The following is a 19,480-nucleotide window of genomic DNA, read 5'->3' as shown; positions in this document are numbered from 1 at the left end:
GGTGATCCTCATGTTGGAACGGACAGATTCTTTGGGGGCTGCCCCCACCCTATGCGAGTGCAGGCGCCGCCGGACCGTTCCAAGGGATGAATCAGGTGTATTCAGGAGTCACCCTTAGGGATGACTCAGGGTCCGCCCTGACTGGTGTTCGGGCATCCGCGGCGCCTTTGAACCTAGACGTCCCGCTTCTTCAGGACGACGACGGCGGCCGCCAGCAGCACCACGGCCCACCCGGCGAGGATCAAGCCGCCCTCCACCTGGTTGAACTGATCCGGCGCGATGCTCGTGGCCACGAGCTGGGAGGCCGCACTGCTGGGGAGGAACCGGGCGGCATCTTCGACCCAGTCAGCCAGTCCCGTGAGCAGGCCCGCGATGATGGGCAGGACAAACAGCGCCCCGACCAGGGTGACCACTCCCCCGGCGGTGCTGCGCAGCAGGGCACCGATGGCCACACCCATAACGGCGATCAGCGCCAGGACAGTGCCGGTGTTGATGATGGAGGGCAGCACCCCTTCTGCGTCCAGCCCGAAATCCAGGTTGGAACCGGCGAGGATCGGCTGGGCCAGCAGGTAGGTGGCGAGGGCAGCGACAACGCCGAGCAGGAAGGAGATGACGGCGATCACCAGCGTCTTGGCCAGCAGGGCCGGGGTGCGGGTGGGCACCGCCACCATGGTGCTCCGGATCATGCCGGTGGTGTATTCGGAGCCGATCAGCACCACCGCCAGTGACGCTATCAGCAGCTGCCCGAACGGCAGCCCGGCGGCCGGAATGTCGTACGCCACGTTCTGCAGGGGCTCGCCGATTCCCTCCGGAGGTCCCGCCGCGGGGTCGCTGGCCAGCTGCACGGTACCCCACGCAACCAGCGCCCCCAGGCCCACCATTACCGCGAAACTCACTGCCAGGAGAATAACCGTGGAGGGCACCGTGGCAGTCTTGATCCATTCCGAGCGCAGCACGCGCCCGAACGTCACCGGACGGCCGGCCCAGCTGCGCGGTGACCGGGACACGGGAGCTGCTGCCGTGCTCATGCGCCCTGTCCTTCGCCTGCCGGGAGCGCCTGCTCACCGGGCTGCCCGGACCGGTACTCCACCTCGCCGCCGGTGAGTTCCATATAGGCGTCCTCCAGCGAAACCTGCTGCGGTATGAGCCCGGTGATGAGGATTCCCCGGGCGAAGGCCGCTTCGGCGATGCTGCGGGCAGGCAGTCCGAGGATTTCGAGTTCGTCCGCCGCCGTCCTGCGCACCTCCACTCCCGGCGACCCGACGGCGGCACCCAGGGCACCGGCGTCGTCCGTGCGCACCAGGACGCGGTCGCGCTTGCCGCCGGTCAGGACGGTTTCGATAGGAGCGTCGGCCAGGATCCGGCCCCGGCCGATCACTATGAGATGGTCCGCGGTCAGAGCCATTTCACTCATCAGGTGGGAGGAGATGAAGATGGTGCGGCCTTCCGCCGCCAGACCCTTGACCAGGAACCGCACCCATTTCACGCCTTCAGGGTCCAGTCCGTTCACCGGTTCATCCAGGATCAGGGTCTGCGGATCCCCCAGCAGGGCCGCGGCAATGCCCAGGCGCTGGCCCATGCCAAGGGAAAAGCCGCCCACCCGTTTCCTGGCTGCCGGTCCCAGCCCGGTGAGTTCAATAACCTCCCGGACCCGGGAGGCCGGGATGCTTTCGGTTGCGGCCATCGCACGCAGGTGGTTGTACGCGGTGCGTTTCGGATGGACGGCCTTGGCCTCAAGCAGTGCGCCGACCTCATGCAGCGGCATCCGGTGCCGGTCGTAGGGTTTCCCGTTCACGCTCACGTTCCCGGCGGTGGGATGGTCCAGTCCGACGATAAGCCGCATGGTGGTCGATTTCCCGGCGCCGTTGGGCCCGAGGAATCCAGTCACCTTGCCCGGCTGGACCGAAAAGGTGATGCCGTCGACGGCGGTCTTGCCGCCGAAGCGCTTGGTGAGTGCGTGTGCCTCGATCATGGTGGGTCCTTACGTTCGGGGAGAGCGGGACCTAGCGGGAACTCACCGCCTCGAACTTGCGCACTGCCAGCGGCACGAACACCACGAGCATGAAGGCCGAGCCGATCAGGACCGTGGCGATCGGATTCTGCATGGGCCAGGTGTCCGGCACCGGCGTTGACCCCAGGTTGCCGAAGAGCTGCCGCACCGCCTGGACCAGGGCGGAGACGGGGTTCCAGTCAGCGATGGTCCGCAGCGGTTCGGGCAGCGTGGAACTCTGCACGAAGGCGTTCGAGATAAAGGTGATGGGGAACAAAATGATGAAGGACGCGTTATTGATCGCTTCCGGGGACCGCACGGTCATTCCCAGCAGTGCCATCACCCAGCTGAAGGAATAGGAGAACAGCAGCAGCAGTCCCACGCCGCCGAGGAAGCTCCAGAAATCGGTGTTCACGCGCCAGCCAACCAGCAGCCCTGTCCCCATCATGATCACTATCGAGATGCTGTTCAGTGCAAGGTCAGAGTTCGTCCGGCCGATCAGCACTGCCGAGGGACTCATCGGAAGGGTACGGAAGCGGTCAATGATCCCTTCCTTCAGGTCCTGCGCCATGGCCGAGCCGGAGAACGTGGAGCCGAAAACGACCGTCTGTGCGAAGATTCCGGCCATCAGGTACTGCGTGTAGTTGGTGCCGGCCACCTGAATGGATCCTCCGTAGACCTGGCTGAACAGCAGCACGAACATGATCGGCTGCAGGACAGCGAACACCACCATGTCCGGTGTCCGGCGGATCTTAATCAGGTTCCGCTTGGTCACGGTCCAGCCGTCGGAGGCCCAGCTGCCGGCGGTGGTACCCGGACCCGGCCGGAAGGTGAGTGTCTGCGCCGCGGTGCTCATCGTGAGGCCTTCGCTTTCTCGGCGTCGTCCTTCTCCTCTTCGGCTACATGCCCGGTGAGCTTGAGGAAGACGTCATCCAAGGTGGGGCGCCGGATCCCGGCGTCGTGCAGTTCGATTCCCGCGGACTCAAGGTCGCGCAGGACCTGCTGGAGCGCGGACGGTCCCTCGGTGACCGCGACTTCGAGGGTCCGGCCGTCACTGGCGGTCTGGACTTCGCCGTCGCCGTGCCGGGCAAGCACCTCCCGGGCCACGCCGGCGTCGAATCCTTCCACCAGCGCCACCGCCACCCGGTGCCCGCCGATCCGGGCCTTGAGCTGGTCGGAGGTACCTTCTGCGATCACCTTGCCGCCGTCGATCACTGCCACGGTATCGGCAAGCTGGTCCGCTTCCTCCAGGTACTGGGTGGTCAGCAGGAGCGTGGTTCCGCCGGAGACCAGGGACTTAATGACGTCCCAGAGGGCCAGTCTGCTGCGTGGATCCAAACCGGTTGTCGGTTCGTCCAGGAACAGGACCCGGGGCTCGTTCACCAAGGCTCCGGCAAGGTCCAGCCGGCGGCGCATACCGCCGGAGTACCCTTTGACGGGCCGGTTGCCGGCGTCGGAGAGCTCGAACTGGTCAATGAGCTCGGCTGCCCGGGACCGTGCCTTCTGGGTCGGAAGGTGGTAGAGCTTGCCCACCATCCGCAGGTTCTCGATGCCCGTCAGATTTTCGTCCACAGCGGCATACTGGCCGGAGACACCGATGATCCGGCGCACCTCCTTGGGCCGCGCTGCGACGTCTATTCCGTCGATGGAGGCGGTTCCGGCATTGGGCCTGATCAAGGTGGTCAGCACCTTGACGGCCGTCGTTTTGCCGGCTCCGTTGGGGCCGAGGAGGGCAGTGACCGTGCCTTGGGGAACTCCAATATCGAGTCCATCGAGGGCATGCACCGGCCCTGATTTGGATTTGTAGATCTTTGTCAGTCCGTGGGCCTGGATCAGCGGATCCCGCCGGCCATCGGAGACCGGACGGTCCGGATGTGGGGGGTTCTGGGGAAAAGACATGCGAACAGGGTAGGACTGCGCCCCGGCAGCCGGAAGGCCCTTTCCGGACAGCTTTGGTCCGCAAATCCCCATTCCTCGGGAAGTTGTCCGGATTTCGCCGCTAGACGGCAGGATTCCGTTCGGTTGGCGCACTGCTCCGGCGCTCCGCCGCGGCCGGCGCGAAGACAATCGAGAGCAGGATCGCGGCACCGACCACCAGCAGGGCGTTGCGCAGGCCCCAGAGTTCACCGAGGAAACCGAGCACCGGCGGACCGACAAAAAAGGCCGTGTAGCCCAGAGTGGAGACCACCGAGACCCGCCCGGCGGCAAGCGCCGGGTCGTCCCCGGCTGCCGACATGCCCATGGGGAAGCCCAGTGCGGCTCCGATTCCCCAGAGGATGACGCCGATGCCCGCCAGCCACAGGTTGGGTGCGGCCACGAACAGGACCAGTCCCACCAGAGAGGCGCTCATGCACAGGCGCAGGGCCCGTACCCGGCCTATCCGGTCGATCAGGCGGGCCCCAAACCAGCGGGTGGCAGTCATCGCGGCGACGAAAACGCCGAACATGACAGCACCTGCGGTTTCCGAGGCCTGCAGCCCATCCACGGTGGCCTTGGCCACCCAGTCGTTGGCGGCACCTTCGGTCAATGCCGCGCCCAGGACGACGACGCCGATCAGCAGCGTGCGCCCTTCCTTCCACGCAGCGAAGCTGGACGGTTTGGCCACAGGTTCACCGAGTTCCTGCACCGGGGCGTCCGGCAGGAAGGCCCGGGGAACCAGGATCACCAGGACCACGGCGATCACCACGATGCCAATCAGGTGCAGGGACAGGCTCACGCCGACGGCGGAGAGCACCGCACCGATCATTGCCCCCACGAAGGCGCCGCCGCTGAACGCCGCGTGGAACTTGGGCATGACCGTCCGGTTCAGCCGGTGCTCAACCTCGGTCCCCTCCAGGTTCATGGCGACATCCCAAAGACCGATGCCGGCGCCGAAGATCAGCAGGCCGCCGGCGGTCAGCGGGATGGAGGACCAGGCCAGGCCCGCGGCGATCACCAGGGCGGCGAAGGACGCCAGCAGGCCTCCCAGCCGAACGGCATTGGCCGTGCCGACCCGCTGGGCCACTGCCCCGGACAGGGGCAGGGAGGAGACCGAACCGACGGCAGAGAACAGCAGGAGCACACCGACGCCGGCGGAGCCGATCCCCAGCGATTCGGCGGCAGCGGGAATCCGCGCTGCCCAGCTGGCGAAGATCATGCCGTTCAGCCCGAAGATGGCGAAAACGGCCAGCAGTGCCCGATCCAGTGATTTGGTTTGCACGTGCTCATTCTGGGACACGGGTGCCACCCATGGGAAATTCCTGTGGCGGTGAGCCTTACCGGGCCCGCTGGACCCGCTTCTCATCCCAGACCGGCTCTTCGGATTCGTAGACCCTGCCGTCGGATCCGAAGACCAGGAACCGGTCGAAACTGCGGGCAAACCAGCGGTCGTGGGTCACGGCCAGGACCGTTCCCTCAAAGGCGTCGATGGCTTTCTCGAGCGCCTCGGCCGAATGCAGGTCCAGGTTGTCGGTGGGTTCATCCAGCAGCAGCAGCGTGGCTCCGGAGAGTTCCAGGAGCAGGATCTGCAGCCGCGCCTGCTGCCCGCCGGAGAGCGAGTCGTACTTCTGCTCGCCCTGCGAAGCCAGTCCGTAGCGGTCCAGCGCGCCGGCCGCCGCTTCCCGTCCCAGGCCCGACCGGTGGTCGTCACCGCGGTGCAGGATATCGAGCAGCGTTTTGCCCAGCAGGTCCTGGCGCATCATGGTCTGGGCGAAGAACCCGGGCCGGATCCGGGCACCGAGCTTCACCGACCCTTCATGGGGAACGGGGGCGATTTCCACTTCCGAAACGGGCTCGTGCTCCTTATCCGGGTCGCTGCCGCCCAGGGCCAGCAGCCGCAGGAAATGGGACTTCCCGGAACCGTTGGAGCCCAGGACTCCTACCCGGTCGCCGAACCAGATCTCGGTGCTGAACGGCTTCATCAGACCGGTGAGCTCCAGCTTCTGCGCCACCACGGCCCGCTTGGCTGTGCGCCCGCCCCGCAGCCGCATCTGCACGTTCTGCTCAATCGGCAGCGCTTCGGGAGGCCCTGCCTCCAGGAACTTCGCCAGCCGGGTCTGGGCCGCGTGGTACCGGTTTGCCATGTCGGAGCGGAAGGCTGCCTTGTTCTTGTACATGTTGACGAGTTCCTTGAGCTTGATGTGCTCCTCGTCCCAGCGCCGGCGCAGCTCCTCGAAGCGCGCGTTCCGGTCCTCGCGGGCCTGGACGTAGCTTTCGAACCCGCCGCCGTGGATCCAGGCGGAGGCTCCGTTGATGCCCGGTTCCAGGGTGACGATCCGGGTAGCGGCGTTGGCCAGCAGTTCCCGGTCGTGGCTGACGAACAGCACCGACTTCTTCGATTCGGCCAGTTTCGCTTCGAGCCAGCGCTTGCCCGGAACATCCAGGTAGTTGTCCGGCTCATCCAGCAGCAGCAGCTGGTCCGGGCCGGAGAACAGCGCCTCCAGCACCAGGCGCTTCTGCTCTCCGCCGGAGAGCGTGCTGGCCTTGCGGTACTGCGCCCGGTCGAACGGCATCCCCAGGGAGGCTCTGGTCACCTCGTCCCAGACGGTCTCCTGCTCGTACCCGCCGACGTCGCCCCAGTCCGCGACTGCCTGGGCATAACGCATCTGGGTGGGTTCGTCGTCGTTCTCCATCATGGCCAGTTCGGCTTCGTCCACCGCCCGGGCGGCCGCCGCCAGGACCGGAGGGGCAGCGGAGACAAGCAGGTCGCGCACCGTGCTTCCGTCACGGACCTGACCGACGAACTGGCGCATGATGCCCATGTTTCCGGAGCGTGAGACGGTGCCTTCGTCGGGCTTGACCTCATCCGAGATGATCCGCAGCAGAGTCGTCTTGCCGGTGCCGTTCGGGCCGATCAGCGCCGTCTTGTGGCCATCACCGACCTTGAAGCTGACACCACTGAGCAGCTGGCGTCCGTCGGAGAGGAAGTAGTCAATGTTGGATACGTCGAGATGGGCCACGCTCCCATCCTCCCATTGAGCCGGCCCGCCCGCCCAGCGTGACGGCGGCGGCGGCCCGGGCATAGGATTGCTGTCCCGTTCCCCAACCGAAAGCAGGAGAGATGATCTTCATTGTCGTTAAGTTCAAGGTCAAGCCGGAGTGGACCGATCGGTGGCCGGAACTCACCGCCAATTTCACTGCTGCCACCCGGTCCGAGCCGGGAAACCTGTGGTTTGACTGGTCCCGAAGCATCGAAGATCCCAACGAGTACGTGCTGGTGGAGGCGTTTAAGGACGACGCCGCCGCAGCCCACGTGAACAGTGACCACTTCCAGCAGGCCATGAAGGACATGGTCCAGGCCTTGGTGGAAACCCCGCGGATCATCAACACGGTCATCGAGGGCGAGGACTGGTCCCGGATGGGCGAACTCACCGTCGAATAGGTCAGGACACTGCTGGCCGGGCCCGCCGCTTGGAGCTTTCAGCCGGCGGCCCCGGCGGGCGGGAGGCACCCGGAACGTTCAGTTCTCCGGTGTGTATCCCGCCCGCTCCAGCATGTGCCGTAAATCGACCACCGTCTGCTCGTCAATATCCTTGCCCTGCGGCGGGGTAAGGACATCCGTGCGGCCAGCGAGAGTGACCTCGTACTTACCGTTGTGTTCCCGCGTGGTGTCTGCGACCGCCTCAAGCAGGGAACGTACCCGCTTCCACTCGATGTTGTGGGATACGGGATGGCGCAGGATCTGGTTCAGGGTGTCCCGGTGATGGTTGTTCAGGTGCTCAGGTGTCTCCGTCATGGCAACCTCCTTCCTCAAGTTCGCCACGCACCGGGCGCCAGTGCAAGAGGCTAGGGCCGGAACTCGAGCTTCAACGAGTTCCCGGTGAGCTCCAGCTCCGAGGTGAACGCAATACTGACCAGGTCGGACCGGGTCTCCCACCGCCCGTCACCCGTGACGTCCTCCTGGTAGGTGACCCGTGCCTTGCCACCGGTGGCGTAGACGGTCAGGCCGGTTTCCGGAGTTCCGGTGATCCGGTAAACAGGCGCCTTCTCCTCGGTCCATTCCACCGCACGCTGCTCTGCGCTGCCACCGGAGGTGTACGCCGAATTCGGGCAGGCGTCCGGAGCGGTCTCCTTCCGGTCCAGGCAGTCCCGGAGATAGGCATCACCCTGGGCCTGCACCTCGGCAGCCAGTTCCGCGGTCACGGAAGCGACGAGGCGGATGGGATCAGGATCTCCGGCCATTTCCGGTTCCACCGTGACGGTATGCGGGCTTCCGTAGGTGAGGTAGCGCGTGTCCGGGCCCTGCAGCCGGTACCGGCCCGGGAGCAGCCGCACTTCAACCGTGCCGGCGCCGGCCGCCGGCAGCTGGAGATCCCGCCCATTGATCCGGACGGCTTCGGTGCCGGACGGAACCGTCACCGCCACCGTGCGCGCAGCCGTGTGCTGCAGCTGCCAGCCGGTGAAGATCTGCAGCCGGCGCCCGTCAGCCTGGAGTTCGAATTCGACGGTGGAGCGGCCGTCGTTTTGCTCGAGCTCAGCCTGGACAACAGCTTCGCTGCCGTCGATCTCCCCGCCGAGCACTTTATAGCCGGTAATCCGGTTCTCCGCCGCGGCGTAAATGCCCTCGTCCTCCGGGGTTAGCGCCTCAGACGGAGGCAGCAGCGCTACGGCCGCAGTCTGGTCACCCGAGGCCAGGGCAGCCAGATAAGCCTCGACCTGGGCCTGCGGGCCGAAGACATGGTGGCTGAGGAAACGGAACCCGAAGATTCCGGCGGTTGCCAGCAGCACCGCGCCTGCAGCGGCCAGCACGACAGCGGGACTCCGGCTTGCGCCACGGGCGCGGCGCCGGGTCCGTCCAGTCCGCCGGGCGGGGCGTGGCCGAAGATCCGAGGCAGGCAGCGGTGTTCCGGCACCGGGGCGCCTCCGGGGGCCCTCTGGCGGCGAAACGGTCATCGGTTAATCCCCCGGCTAAGCTCTGGCAGCCGCCCTCAGCAGCGGCGGCACCTATTCAAGATACAGGCTGTGGACGCCGGTTTCCCGGCGGCGCGGCACGGCCCTTCCCGTGGCCACGCATCCTGGGGAAGCCGTTGCCCGCTAGGCCGTCAGCGGCCAGGAGCGAGGTCCGGCACTGAAAGGCCAAAGACCTGGCGCAGGGCCAGGGAGGCGGCATGGAAACCGCCCATCCCGTGGACGCCGGGCCCGGGCGGAGTGGACGCCGAACACAGATAGACCCCGGGCAGCGGGGTGGCCCAGGGCGCCGGGGAAGCCACGGGGCGCCGGATCATCTGGGGCAGGGTCACCGCACCGGCACCGAAGTCTCCGCCCACATAGTTCTCGTTGTACGCGGCAAGGCCTGCCGCCGTCGTTGCCTGTGACTCCACGATGAGGTCCCGGAATCCCGGAGCAAAACGCTCGATCTGGGCCGTGACCGCCTCGGTCATGTCCCGCTCCGATCCTGCCGGGACGTGGCAGTAGGACCAGAGGATCTGCCGGCCGTCCGGTGCGCGCGTGGAATCGAAGCCGCTGGGCTGGGAAAGCAGTACGTACGGGCGTTCCGGGTGCCGGCCGGAGGCGACCTCCGCTTCGGACGCTGCGGTTTCGGCCCGGGTTCCGCCCAGGTGCACGGTTCCGGCGGCGGCGATTTCCGGATTGGACCAGGGCACCGGTCCCGAGAGGATGAAGTCCACCTTGCAGGCAGCGTTGCCATAGCGGAACTTCTCCAAACGGTGCGCGTACCGGGCCGGAAGCCGGTCTCCGGCCAGGCGCAGCAGCCCCGCCGGCGAAGTATCCAGGATCACGGCCCGGGAGCCGAGTTCCGCAAGGGAATCCACCTGGTGCCCGGTTTCCAGCTCTCCCCCGTGCTGCCGCAGGTCCGCCGTCATCGCATCGGCAATGGCCTGGGAGCCGCCTTCGGGAAGGGCCCAGCCCACGGTGTGGGCCAGTACGGCCAGGAGCAGTCCGGCACCGGCCGAGGGGAGGGAGGGCATCCGCCCCACTGGGTGGGCCATGACCCCGGTCAGCAGTGCCGGAGCCGCGTCCCCGGAGAACCTGCGGTTCCAGGCGGGGCTTCCCTGTTCCAGGGCTGCCAGGCCCAACCGCAGGGCCGCGGCCGGATGACGCGGGATGCTCAGCAGCGGGTTCATCAGCGTGGCGGTGATGGCTTCGGAATGCTTGACCAGCGGGCGCATCAGCCGGCCGAAGGCCGGACCGTCCGGTCCCAGTCCCAGGATGGTGCGCTCCAGGCTGCGGTAGGCGACGGCGGCCCGTCCGCCGTCGAGGGGCTGGGCGTAGGACGCCTCCGGAACAGCAAGCCGGATCCGCTCGGCCAGACCGAAGCGGCGGAAAAACGGAGCTGCCAGCGCCATCGGATGGACAGCTGAACAAACATCGTGGAGGTGCCCGGGCTGCATCAGTTCCTGGGTGCGGGTTCCCCCGCCCGCGGTTGGCGCAGCTTCGATGACCCGCACGGAAAGTCCGGCGCGCGCCATGGTCACGGCTGCGGCCAATCCGTTCGGCCCGGCTCCCACCACGGTCACATCAGTCACGGCGTGCCTTCACGGCGGCAGGCAGATTCTTCACGCGTCCCAGGGCTGCTTTGACGGCCCCCGGGGCTTCCCGCCGGACCCGCAGTGCACTGGCCAGGACCCGGTAGCGGACCGGCTGCAGCGGAATGTCATAGGTGGTGGGAACGGTGACGATGGCCTTGGAGAAGTTCCGTTTGAAGGTGGTGACGTTCGCCAGCGAAGGGTAATTCTCGCTTTCGATGCCGGTCAGCCCGCACGCGGTGTTTCCGGCGTCTTTGAGCACCTTGAAGGCTTCCCAGAGCAGCAGGTAGGGGGCGTTGGTCTTGCGGGCGTCCCGGGAACTGGCGGCGAAATAGTAGACGGCGTAGCCGCGGTATTCGGTGGTGATCAGCCAGGAGACCGGTTTGCCCTCGACGTAGGCGACCATCAGGCGCAGGTAGTCGCCGAGCTCGTCCAGCAGCGTTTCGTAAAACGCTGAATCGAAGCTGGAGAACCCGTCTCGCGCCGCGGTTTCCTGCATGATCGGGAACAGTTCGGTGCGGAAGACCGTGGTCCATTGCTCCCGCTCCACGGTGCGCACTTCCACGCCCAGCTTCTCTGCCTTGCGGATCAGGTTGCGGGCGTTCGGGCGGAACCCGGCGAAGATTTTCTCCTTCTCCGGAGCCAGGTCGACCACGATTTCACGTTCGTACCAGCCGTGTTCCAGCGGTCCGGAGACCGGCGGCTGGGGGTGCTCCACCTGCATGCGGACGTACAGCGGGTCCACGCCTGGATCAGCCCGGAACTGGTCCTGCACGGTCTGCACCAGCCTGGCTTCGGCCTCCGGTGTCCGCTCGGTGAACCAGGTGGGGCCGTTGACGGCAACCAGGGAAGGGCGGAAGCGCCGGGAGGAGCGCAGGAAACTGGCGGTGGCGACCAGCTTGCCGCCGTCGTAATACGCCCAGATGCCATAGGGCTCACGGCCCAGCCGGGTCTCGAAATCCGCCCAGTACGGGGTCTGCTCCAGCGGTATGACGACGTCGGGATGCCGGTCCGCCAGCGCATCGAAGTCCTCACGGGACAACTGCTGGAATCGGTAGGGAGCGGGGGTCACAATGCTTCTTTCGCCGGGGCTTCGTCCGTTTCCAAGGGTACCCGAGGGCGGCGGCGGACCCCGATCCGCCAGCGGTCCGCTGCATGGTCGAAAGGCCCGCCCTGGGGATCGTCGATGTCCATCCGGCGTACCGGATCTGTCCGCGGGTCCAGGATGTCCCCCACGACGCGGCCCATCAGGTACAGGGTGGCTCCCATATGTCCAATGACCGAAAGGACGAACCACCCGGAGTCCAGGTTGTTCTCCGGCGGACCGCCGCTGGCCATGGCGGCCAGGTACAGCCAGATGGCCCACCAGTGCATCACCTCGAAGAACTGCCAGATGAGGAAGTCCCGCCAGCGCGGCCGGGCCAGGGCCAGCAGGGGGACCAGCCAGAGCACGAACTGCGGGGAGTAAACCTTGTTGGTGAGGATGAACGCGGCAACGATCAGGAACGCGAGCTGGGCCAGCCGGGGCCTGCGGGGTGCTGCCAGGGCAAGGAGGGCAATCCCCGCGCAGGCCAGGGCGAACAGGAAGTACGCCCAGAAGGTGATGAATTCCGGACTGACGGCCCGCTCGGGAAAGGTTATGTCCCAGGCCTGCCAGACGCTGGAGTTCCCCGAGCCGCGGTCCCGGGAGAACTCATAGAAGTGTTTCCAGCCCGGATAGTCCCGCAGCATAAAGGGCACGTTGACCACCAGCCAGGTCCCCGCGGTGGCTGCGATGGCCAGCAGTGCGGCCCGGAACTTCAGTGTCCGCAGTGCCAGGACCAGCACGGCACCGAGGATCAGCACCGGATAAAGCTTCAAGGCCGTCCCCAGGCCTAGAAAAATACCCGCCGCCACCGGCTTGTTCCGTGCGAACGCCAGCATTCCGAGCGCCGCGAGCATCACGGCCCAGATATCCCAGTTGATGTAGATGGACAGGATCACCGCCGGGGCCACAGCCACCATCGCAGCATCCCAGGGACGCCGGTTGGCGATCCGCATGGTCGCCACGACAGTCACGATCCAGGCGATGGTGGCGAAGACGGCGTTCAGGTCGAAATACACCAGTCCGCGGGACTCGGCACCCGCCGGTACCAGCCAGGCCACAAAACCGGCCAGCAGTCCCAGCAGCACGGGATACTCGAATTCGGAGCCCGCACTGATGAACGGGTAGACCCCCTCCCCCAGGCCGCGTGCGCTGAAGAGCGCCGGCCAGTCGGAGTAGCAGGCCATGTAGAAGGCGTTGGACCAGCCGCTGAGCCGGCAGGGGGTTTTGGCCAGGAGGGCGATCAGGGCGGCGCCGGTGGTCATCAGGATGAGCACGCGCTCCACGGTGAAGAAGCCCGGGGAAACTACTCCCGGGGCGGTGAACCGGCCCAGCGGCCCGCCGATGACTTCGGTGAAGCGGCGCAGCAGCCGGTCGTTTCGGCTGGGGACGACGATGCGCAGCGGCCGCCGGCGGAGCTTGGGATCCATGCCTACCAGTATGCAGGCGCCCGGATTCAGCGCAGAGCCAGCCTGGTCTGGGTCTGGATCGCCCCGGAGCCCGTTTTGAGCCGGTGCAGGAGCTCATCCAGTGCCTTCATGGTGGGGACGCTGACCCGCAGGAGATAGTCATAGGGGCCCGTCACATGCACCGCATCCTGGACGGCCGGGTCATTCCGGGACCACTCCAGGAATGAGCGTGACTCCGTCTCCGGCTTGAGCCGCACATCGATGAACGCCTGCAGCCCGGGACCTGCTTCCGGGGCCTCCGAACCCAGGATTGCCCGGTAGCCGAGGATCACCCCGCTGGTTTCCAACCGGCGGACGCGGGCCGCGGCTGCGTTGGTGCTCAGGCCGACCCGGCGTCCCAGCTCACTGTAGGTGATCCGCGCTTCGCGCTGCAGGATGCCGAGTATTTTGCTGTCTGTACTGTCCACGCCGCGATTCTAACCACCACACTGCTCAAAGGGAGGTCCAGTGCCCCAGTGAGCCGCACAGTGCTGGAATGGACGTTCTTAGATCCCTGGCCGGAGGCATCCTCGCCGGGTTCGGCGTGGCCGCACCCCTGGGAGCCATCGGGATCCTGCTGCTGCGCGAAGGGCTCGCGGCTGGGTTCCGGGCGGCAGCCCCGGGGGCCTTCGCCGTCGCACTCGTTGATGCGGCGTACTGTGCCCTGGCCGTCCTCGCCGGTGCCGCTGCCGCGCCCCTCGTTGCGTCCTGGGGCGCCCTGCCGGCCGTGGCAGGTGGCACGGCGCTCCTGGTGCTGGGCCTGGCGGGCATCCGCCGGACCTGGCGGGGCACCCAGGGTCCGGGTCCCACCGGTGCCCCGGCGCCGGAACCCGCCAAGCGCCGGAGCAGGAGCCGGTTCATGCTCTTCCTTGCCCTGACCGCAGTCAACCCGGTGACCCTGCTGTATTTCGCGGCCCTGGCCGCCGGCCTGCAGGACCTCCTCGCACCTCCTGCCGGTCCGGCCGCGTTCATCGCGGGGGTGGCACTGAGCTCCCTCGCCTGGCAGCTGGGACTTGTTTTCGCCGGTGCCTGCCTGCGGGACCGGGCCAGCGCAGCGGTGCAGCGGAGCCTCTCGGTGGCAGGGCACGCGACCGTGACGCTCCTGGGCGCTGCCGCCGTCGTTTTCTCACTTCAGTGACGTTTTCCCACTTCAGTGACGTTTTCCCGGTTCTGTGGGGGTGAAATCCGTTCAGTGACCCGGCTGCCGCCGGGAGGCCTGCGGCTGCCGGACGGAGCCGCCAGGCCTGGCTGTGTGTAACCGGGGCCTCATGTGACCGAATTAACAAAGTAGACTGAGGCCGTTGCCTGCGCCGCGTGCGGCGGCATATGAATGTCTTCAAAGGAGAACAGTGGCAAAGAACCCCATCCGGGTGGCAATCGTTGGTGTTGGAAACTGTGCTGCATCGCTGGTGCAGGGCGTCCGTTACTACCGCGATGCCGACCCGAAAGCAAGCGTCCCGGGCCTGATGCATGTCCAGTTCGGCAAGTACCACGTCAACGATGTGCAGTTCGCAGCCGCATTCGACGTCGACGCGAAGAAGGTCGGACTGGACCTCGCAGACGCCATCGGCGCAAGCGAAAACAATACGATTAAGATCTGCGACGTTCCGGACACGGGCGTCAAGGTCCAGCGCGGCCACACCCTGGACGGCCTGGGCAAGTACTACCGCGAAACCATCACCGAATCCGATGAGGAACCGGTGGACGTTGTGGCTGAGCTGAAAGCGGCCGACGTCGATGTAATGGTCTGCTACCTGCCGGTCGGTTCCGAGGCTGCGGCCAAGTTCTACGCCCAGTGCGCCATCGACGCCGGCGTGGCGTTCGTGAACGCACTGCCGGTCTTCATCGCCGGCACGAAGGAGTGGGCGGATAAGTTCACTGCCGCCGGTGTTCCGATCGTCGGCGATGACATCAAGAGCCAGATCGGCGCCACCATCACCCACCGCGTGATGGCCAAGCTCTTCGAAGACCGTGGCGTCACGCTGGACCGCACCTACCAGCTCAACGTCGGCGGCAACATGGACTTCAAGAACATGCTGGAGCGGGAACGGCTGGAGTCGAAGAAGATTTCCAAGACCCAGGCCGTTACCTCCAATGTGGAGGCCGATCTCTCCGAGAACGACGTGCACATCGGTCCCTCGGACTTCGTCGCCTGGCTCGATGACCGCAAGTGGGCCTTCGTCCGCCTGGAGGGCCGTAACTTCGGCGATGCCCCGGTCTCCCTTGAGTACAAGCTGGAAGTCTGGGACTCCCCCAACTCCGCCGGCGTCATCATCGACGCCGTGCGTGCGGCGAAGATCGCCCTGGACCGCGGTGTTGGCGGTCCGATCCTCTCGGCGTCGAGCTACTTCATGAAGTCCCCGCCGGAGCAGTACAACGATGACATTGCCCGCGACAAGGTGGAGCAGTTCATCCGCGGCGAGGTCGAGCGCTAGGCCCCGCTCGCCAAGCTCAACAAACCGGCAAAAAGGTGGCCCTCCCAGCGGGAGGACCACCTTTTTGCTGTTCCGAGAGGCTTCGGAAGGCCTAGAACAGGCCCGACGGCGTACCGTCCGGCGCCACGCCCATGCGCAGTGCCGCCGGCGATTTCGGCAGGCCCGGCATGGTCATCACCGCGCCGGTCACGGCCACGATGAAGCCGGCACCGGTCTTCGGCACCAGGTCCCGGACATGCACGGTGAAGCCTTCCGGCGCACCGAGCCTCGAAACATCGTCGGAGAACGAATACTGGGTCTTGGCCATGCAAACGGGGAAATTTTCCCAGCCGTTGGCTTTGATTTCCTCAAGCCGGCGCAGTGCCGGGACGGAAAACTCGACGTCGTCCGCACCATAGATCTCCTGCACCACCGTGCGGATCTTCTCCTCCACGCTCATCTGCAGCGGATAGAGCGGGCTGAAGGCTGACGGTTTCTCCAGGGCGGCCAGGACCTTCCCGGCAAGCTCATCCCCGCCGGGACCACCGCCGCCGCCGGCCCACACATCAGCGACCGCCGCTTCCACACCCTCCTGGGAACACCACTCCAGCAGCCAGTCCAGTTCCTGCGGCGTATCGGAGGTGAAGCGGTTGATCGCCACCACGGGATTCAGCCCGAACTTGGTAATGTTGCGCAGGTGCCGGCGCAGGTTGGCGGTCCCGGCTTCCAGACCCGCCGGGTTAGGTTCATCGAGCCGGTCCCGCGGCACGCCGCCATGCATCTTCAGGGCCCGGATGGTGGCCACAACGACGACGGCGTCGGGTGCCACGTCCGCTGCGCGGGAGGTGATATCCATGTACTTCTCCGCCCCCAGATCGGCTCCGAAACCGGCCTCGGTCACAACGACGTCGGCCAGGTCCCGTGCCAGGGACGTGGCGATCACAGAGTTGCAGCCATGGGCAATGTTCGCAAAGGGCCCGCCGTGCACCAGGGCCGGTGTCCCGGCGATGGTCTGCACCAGGTTGGGCTTCAGTGCGTCCTTGAGCAGCAGTGCCATGGCCCCCTGGACACCCAGGTCCGCGACGGTTACCGGCCGCCGGTCGTAGGTGTAGCCGACCGTGATCAGGGCGAGCCTGCTGGTGAGGTCCTCGATTCCGGTGGCGAGGCAGAAAATGGCCATCACCTCGGACGCGACCGTGATGTCGAAACCGTCCTCGCGCGGTGTGCCCTGGCCGGGTCCGCCGAGTCCGATCACCACGTTGCGCAGGGCCCGGTCATTCATGTCCAGGACGCGGCGGAACGTGATCCGGCGGGGGTCGATGCCGAGCTCGTTGCCCTGGAAAATGTGGTTGTCCACCAAGGCGGCAAGAGCGTTGTTGGCACTGGTGATGGCGTGGAAGTCGCCCGTGAAGTGGAGGTTGATTTCCTCCATCGGAATGACCTGGGAATACCCGCCGCCGGTCGCGCCGCCCTTCATCCCCAGGACCGGGCCCAGGGACGGTTCACGCAGCGCGATGACGGTCCTGCGTCCGGTGCGTGCCAGGGCGTCGCCCAGTCCCACGGTTACGGTGGACTTCCCCTCCCCCGCCGGCGTCGGGCTCATGGCCGTGACCAGAACAACCTTGCCCTTTTCCTCCCTGGCCGGCACCTGGTCCGGGTCCACCTTGGCCTTATACCGGCCGTAGAGTTCAAGCGCTTCATCGGGAATACCGGCGGCGGCAGCGATGGACGTGATGGGCTGCATGGTTGCGGCGCGGGAAATGTCGAGGTCGTTGGCCATAGGTCAACGCTCGCACCAGCCCCGTTATGCGTCAATCCGGGCAGGGGCGCGCCGGAGTGTCAGTGCCTGACGGCCTGTGCGGAGGACTGTTCAGCAGCCCGCCGGTAGCCCTGCGTGGTGAGCATCGCGGTGCGCTGCCAGCCGAAGGCCCGGGCGTGCACAGCAGCGGAACGGCCGAGCTCGGCACGCCAGGACGAATGGTCGTAAAGAGTTTCCAGTTCCGCGGCCCAGCGCGCCGGATCATGCCCCTGGACCAGGATTCCGGTCCGGCCGGAGCTGACAGCCTTAGGCAGTCCACCGACGTCGGCCGCGATGACCGGGGTCCCGCAGGCCTGGGCCTCGAGTGCCACCAGGCCGAAGGATTCGCTGTAGGACGGCACGGCCACAACGTCGGCGGAACGGAACCACCCGGCCAGTCCGGCGGCCGCGATCGGCGGACGCAGCTGAACCGTCCCCTCCAGCCCCAGGGAAGCGACGGCGGCCTCCAGGTCCAGGACCTCCGATCCGCTCGGGGCACCGAGGATGCTGATCCGCAGCGGGATGTCCGGGCGGGCGGCCCGAAGCCTGGCGGCAGCCTCAACCAGCACCTGCGGACCCTTCATCCGCTGGATGCGCCCGGCGAACACCACATGGAACTCGTCCCGGCGTATTCCGTGCAGCGGTTTGGCCAGCGCCCGGCCACCTGGAGAGAACACGTCCAGGTCGACGCCGGGGGCCACTACGTCGATTGCGGATTCGTCAGCTCCGTACCAGGTGGCCAGTTCCGATGCTTCCGTGGTGGTGTTGGCGATCAGACGTGCGGCGGAGTCCACGATGTCCTGCTCCCCCTGGATCCGGACCTCTGGTTCGGCACGCTCACCGGGCTGGAGCTGCACGTTCTTCACCCGTGCCATCGTGTGCATGGTGTGGACCAGGGGCACGTCCCATTGGCGTGCCAGCGACAGTCCGGCAATCCCGGAAACCCAGTAGTGAGAGTGAAGGACGTCGTACCGTCCCTGCTCCCGCAGGCCGCGTGCCGCCGCGCTTATGCCCTCTGCCAGCTCGTCAGCCAGCCCCGGCAGCAGTTCCTTGGGAAGGCGGCGCCGTGGTCCGGCGGTAATGTGCCTAACCGTTGCTCCCGGAGCGATCTCCACTGCCGGGGGCTGATCCGGGGCCGAGGCGCGGGTGAAGATGTCCACCTGCACGCCCATCCTCGCCATCTGAACGGCCACGGAACGCACGTAGACGTTCATTCCGCCCGCGTCTCCGGAACCAGGCTGTTCGAGTGGAGAGGTATGCAGCGAGAGCATGGCCACCCGGTTAACCTGGGGCACAGCACTCCCTTCGTCGCTGGCCTGTGTTCCCTACCTATCGACCATACAACGCGATAAGGCCCCGCTTTGTTTCCTGGCCCGGTGGCCGCCGCTGGATGACAACGGCCACCGAAGGCCCGGCCTGCGGCGCCCTTACTGCCTGCTGCCGCTGTTGATGTAGTGGGTGAGGAGGTTGAACTGACGCTCTTCCTGTTCCTGGAGCGATTCCTGGCTTGTGGCCAGATTGACGGCCAGCCGGCGGCGGAGAACACCGGCCAGCCTCCGCACCAGCGTCGCAGGACCGGCAATGCCGGCGCGCCTTCCGGCCGCACGCCGGAATTCTTCCCTTCCAGAAGGAAGCACCGGCGCTGAATTGTGGGCATTTTTCCCGTCTTGCAATCCCAAAAAGGGCAGGTTGTTATAAGGCATGGCAATACTCCCAAGAATGGCGCACTAAAGGCGCGGAAATGAAAAGCAAAAAGGAAGTCAGCGGCCCAATTCAATGGCGCAGGTGTTGGCGGAAGGGCTCCGTGTGCTGATCTGTGCCCGCCTTAGGCGGACAGGCACCGGAGCCGAAGGCCAGTCAGGCCCGAAACCGAAACCCGTGCAGAAACCCGAAAACCTGGTGGTGAGCTGCTTTAAAGCCGCTGAGCCGCAGACCGGCTCTCAGCGAGGAGGCCGGCAGTCTACGCGGCAGTCCGGCGCAGGACAGCAGCTGCCGGGACCAGCCCGGTCTCGCCGGGCTGTCTGGTCTCAGCGGGCTGCCTGGTCTCGCCGGGCTGCCTGGTCTCAGCGGGCTGCCTGGTCTCAGCAAGGGGCTGGCCGCACATCCCGTACCGCACTCCAACCGGCAGGCCGGACATGGTTACACGGAAAAGGGACCGCCGGGCTGTGCCCGCAAAATTGGTATCCATTCTCCACCTCCATTGGTTGTCCGGGGCCTTGGGGGCCGCTGCATTGGTTGCTGCATGTACTTTGTTGCGAGTAGGTTGCACCGGCGTAGCTCTACT

At 66.4% G+C, this 19,480-nt stretch carries 19 protein-coding genes; 3 read left to right on the top strand and 16 right to left on the bottom strand.

What is annotated here, in order from left to right:
- Window positions 1-173: 173 nt before the first annotated feature.
- The 6 genes from H9638_RS01375 to H9638_RS01350 form a co-directional block, all read right to left on the bottom strand.
- Window positions 174-1,028, bottom strand: a complete 855-nt coding sequence (locus H9638_RS01375; RefSeq protein ID WP_191745391.1) for an ABC transporter permease subunit — start codon at window positions 1,026-1,028, stop codon at window positions 174-176.
- Window positions 1,025-1,972, bottom strand: a complete 948-nt coding sequence (locus tag H9638_RS01370; protein ID WP_191745390.1) for an ABC transporter ATP-binding protein — start codon at window positions 1,970-1,972, stop codon at window positions 1,025-1,027. Before H9638_RS01370 ends, H9638_RS01375 begins: the two co-directional genes overlap by 4 nt.
- Window positions 1,973-2,003: 31 nt before the next feature.
- The gene (locus H9638_RS01365; RefSeq protein ID WP_191745389.1) at window positions 2,004-2,846 is read right to left on the bottom strand and encodes an ABC transporter permease; all 843 of its coding nucleotides are present in this window, start codon (window positions 2,844-2,846) and stop codon (window positions 2,004-2,006) included.
- Entirely contained in the window at window positions 2,843-3,889 is a 1,047-nt protein-coding gene (locus H9638_RS01360; RefSeq protein ID WP_191745388.1) for an ATP-binding cassette domain-containing protein, read from the bottom strand. Before H9638_RS01360 ends, H9638_RS01365 begins: the two co-directional genes overlap by 4 nt.
- A 100-nt stretch (window positions 3,890-3,989) precedes the next feature.
- Window positions 3,990-5,126, bottom strand: a complete 1,137-nt coding sequence (locus tag H9638_RS01355; RefSeq protein ID WP_225216936.1) for an MFS transporter — start codon at window positions 5,124-5,126, stop codon at window positions 3,990-3,992.
- A gap of 118 nt (window positions 5,127-5,244) precedes the next feature.
- Window positions 5,245-6,927, bottom strand: coding sequence for an ABC-F family ATP-binding cassette domain-containing protein (locus tag H9638_RS01350; protein ID WP_191745386.1), 1,683 nt, complete (start codon window positions 6,925-6,927; stop codon window positions 5,245-5,247).
- A 101-nt stretch (window positions 6,928-7,028) separates the two neighbouring features.
- Between H9638_RS01350 and H9638_RS01345 the strand changes: the two genes are divergently transcribed.
- Window positions 7,029-7,349 (top strand): putative quinol monooxygenase, encoded by a 321-nt coding sequence (locus H9638_RS01345; protein ID WP_191745385.1) that lies wholly within the window; start codon window positions 7,029-7,031, stop codon window positions 7,347-7,349.
- Window positions 7,350-7,427: 78 nt separating this feature from the next.
- Here H9638_RS01345 and H9638_RS01340 read toward each other — a convergent pair whose 3' ends face one another.
- The 6 genes from H9638_RS01340 to H9638_RS01315 form a co-directional block, all read right to left on the bottom strand.
- Window positions 7,428-7,703, bottom strand: coding sequence for a hypothetical protein (locus H9638_RS01340; RefSeq protein ID WP_191745384.1), 276 nt, complete (start codon window positions 7,701-7,703; stop codon window positions 7,428-7,430).
- A gap of 50 nt (window positions 7,704-7,753) precedes the next feature.
- The gene (locus H9638_RS01335) at window positions 7,754-8,716 is read right to left on the bottom strand and encodes a hypothetical protein (RefSeq protein ID WP_191745383.1); all 963 of its coding nucleotides are present in this window, start codon (window positions 8,714-8,716) and stop codon (window positions 7,754-7,756) included.
- Between the two features lie 293 nt (window positions 8,717-9,009).
- Window positions 9,010-10,452 carry a phytoene desaturase family protein gene (locus H9638_RS01330; RefSeq protein WP_191745382.1) on the bottom strand — a complete coding sequence of 481 codons (1,443 nt, stop codon included), beginning with the start codon at window positions 10,450-10,452 and terminating at the stop codon, window positions 9,010-9,012.
- Window positions 10,445-11,524, bottom strand: a complete 1,080-nt coding sequence (locus tag H9638_RS01325) for a lipid II:glycine glycyltransferase FemX (protein WP_191745381.1) — start codon at window positions 11,522-11,524, stop codon at window positions 10,445-10,447. Before H9638_RS01325 ends, H9638_RS01330 begins: the two co-directional genes overlap by 8 nt.
- A complete protein-coding gene (locus tag H9638_RS01320) occupies window positions 11,521-12,966 on the bottom strand; it encodes a glycosyltransferase family 87 protein (protein ID WP_191745380.1) in 1,446 nt (481 codons plus the stop codon). Before H9638_RS01320 ends, H9638_RS01325 begins: the two co-directional genes overlap by 4 nt.
- 26 nt (window positions 12,967-12,992) lie before the next feature.
- A complete protein-coding gene (locus H9638_RS01315) occupies window positions 12,993-13,412 on the bottom strand; it encodes an Lrp/AsnC family transcriptional regulator (protein ID WP_191745379.1) in 420 nt (139 codons plus the stop codon).
- Window positions 13,413-13,480: 68 nt separating this feature from the next.
- Between H9638_RS01315 and H9638_RS01310 the strand changes: the two genes are divergently transcribed.
- Together H9638_RS01310 and H9638_RS01305 are read left to right on the top strand one after the other, a co-directional pair.
- Window positions 13,481-14,122: a LysE family transporter gene (locus H9638_RS01310; RefSeq protein WP_191745378.1), complete on the top strand. Its 642-nt coding sequence runs from the start codon at window positions 13,481-13,483 to the stop codon at window positions 14,120-14,122.
- A gap of 211 nt (window positions 14,123-14,333) precedes the next feature.
- A complete protein-coding gene (locus H9638_RS01305; protein WP_191745377.1) occupies window positions 14,334-15,419 on the top strand; it encodes an inositol-3-phosphate synthase in 1,086 nt (361 codons plus the stop codon).
- A 91-nt stretch (window positions 15,420-15,510) separates the two neighbouring features.
- On the opposite strand, the gene H9638_RS01300 is transcribed toward H9638_RS01305, so the two are convergent.
- The 4 genes from H9638_RS01300 to H9638_RS01285 all read right to left on the bottom strand — a co-directional run bounded on the left by H9638_RS01300 (window position 15,511) and on the right by H9638_RS01285 (window position 19,384).
- Window positions 15,511-17,178: a formate--tetrahydrofolate ligase gene (locus H9638_RS01300; RefSeq protein WP_191745376.1), complete on the bottom strand. Its 1,668-nt coding sequence runs from the start codon at window positions 17,176-17,178 to the stop codon at window positions 15,511-15,513.
- Window positions 17,179-17,237: 59 nt separating this feature from the next.
- Entirely contained in the window at window positions 17,238-18,491 is a 1,254-nt protein-coding gene (mshA, locus tag H9638_RS01295; protein ID WP_191745375.1) for a D-inositol-3-phosphate glycosyltransferase, read from the bottom strand.
- A 132-nt stretch (window positions 18,492-18,623) separates the two neighbouring features.
- Entirely contained in the window at window positions 18,624-18,833 is a 210-nt protein-coding gene (locus tag H9638_RS01290; RefSeq protein ID WP_191745374.1) for a hypothetical protein, read from the bottom strand.
- 323 nt (window positions 18,834-19,156) lie between these two features.
- Entirely contained in the window at window positions 19,157-19,384 is a 228-nt protein-coding gene (locus tag H9638_RS01285; RefSeq protein ID WP_191745373.1) for a hypothetical protein, read from the bottom strand.
- Between the last annotated feature and the right edge of the window lie 96 nt (window positions 19,385-19,480).

It is taken from the genome of Arthrobacter pullicola (assembly GCF_014836875.1).
In the GTDB taxonomy this organism is placed as follows: Bacteria; Actinomycetota; Actinomycetes; order Actinomycetales; family Micrococcaceae; genus Arthrobacter_B; species Arthrobacter_B pullicola.
This window is presented reverse-complemented; position numbering and strand designations above follow the sequence as displayed.

Coding starts and splice junctions, on each gene's coding strand:
- H9638_RS01300 (WP_191745376.1), bottom strand. CDS start 17,178: ATGGCCAACGACCTCGACATTTCCCGCGCCGCAACCATGCAGCCCATC.
- H9638_RS01365 (WP_191745389.1), bottom strand. CDS start 2,846: ATGAGCACCGCGGCGCAGACACTCACCTTCCGGCCGGGTCCGGGTACC.
- H9638_RS01345 (WP_191745385.1), top strand. CDS start 7,029: ATGATCTTCATTGTCGTTAAGTTCAAGGTCAAGCCGGAGTGGACCGAT.
- H9638_RS01370 (WP_191745390.1), bottom strand. CDS start 1,972: ATGATCGAGGCACACGCACTCACCAAGCGCTTCGGCGGCAAGACCGCC.
- H9638_RS01285 (WP_191745373.1), bottom strand. CDS start 19,384: ATGGATACCAATTTTGCGGGCACAGCCCGGCGGTCCCTTTTCCGTGTA.
- H9638_RS01360 (WP_191745388.1), bottom strand. CDS start 3,889: ATGTCTTTTCCCCAGAACCCCCCACATCCGGACCGTCCGGTCTCCGAT.
- H9638_RS01355 (WP_225216936.1), bottom strand. CDS start 5,126: ATGATCTTCGCCAGCTGGGCAGCGCGGATTCCCGCTGCCGCCGAATCG.
- H9638_RS01310 (WP_191745378.1), top strand. CDS start 13,481: ATGGACGTTCTTAGATCCCTGGCCGGAGGCATCCTCGCCGGGTTCGGC.
- H9638_RS01340 (WP_191745384.1), bottom strand. CDS start 7,703: ATGACGGAGACACCTGAGCACCTGAACAACCATCACCGGGACACCCTG.
- H9638_RS01375 (WP_191745391.1), bottom strand. CDS start 1,028: ATGAGCACGGCAGCAGCTCCCGTGTCCCGGTCACCGCGCAGCTGGGCC.
- H9638_RS01320 (WP_191745380.1), bottom strand. CDS start 12,966: ATGGATCCCAAGCTCCGCCGGCGGCCGCTGCGCATCGTCGTCCCCAGC.